At 40.5% G+C, this 343-nt stretch carries 1 protein-coding gene; it reads right to left on the bottom strand.

Features of this window, described 5'->3' with window-relative positions:
* Nucleotides 1-202 precede the first annotated feature (202 nt).
* A partial coding sequence (locus BFS05_RS07165) for an IS3 family transposase (RefSeq protein WP_146026743.1) occupies nt 203-343 on the bottom strand: 141 nt, incomplete at its 5' end.

Here is a 343-nt window from a genome sequence, read left to right as displayed (position 1 = left end):
AGAACAGCAGCGACTTTTGAAGAATTCCTACATGCATATGGACGAAGCTGCAATTGCCGAAGTCTACGCGTCTACTTTCTAAAGCTAAAGTCAGATGCCATATTTATGAAGTAGCTAAATTAAGCGAGCTTCTCCCCGAATTTGTTTACTTACACGCCTGATATGTACCCCTTTTTCTGGACACATATCCCTTTTTACTTAATCATATCGTCTGCGTGGATGCTTTCCTGCATTTAACAGGAGGCACCCACCCAGTCTTCTTCTGTATTCTCTCGTTATTGTAATAATAAATATATTCCCTCATTGCTCGATCAAACTCTTCAAACGAAGCATACTCATGCTC

It is taken from the genome of Gardnerella coleohominis (assembly GCF_002896555.1).
GTDB classification, from domain to species: Bacteria; Actinomycetota; Actinomycetes; order Actinomycetales; family Bifidobacteriaceae; genus Bifidobacterium; species Bifidobacterium vaginale_F.
Note: the sequence above shows the minus strand (reverse complement) of the source record. Positions and strands in the feature narration are given on the sequence as shown.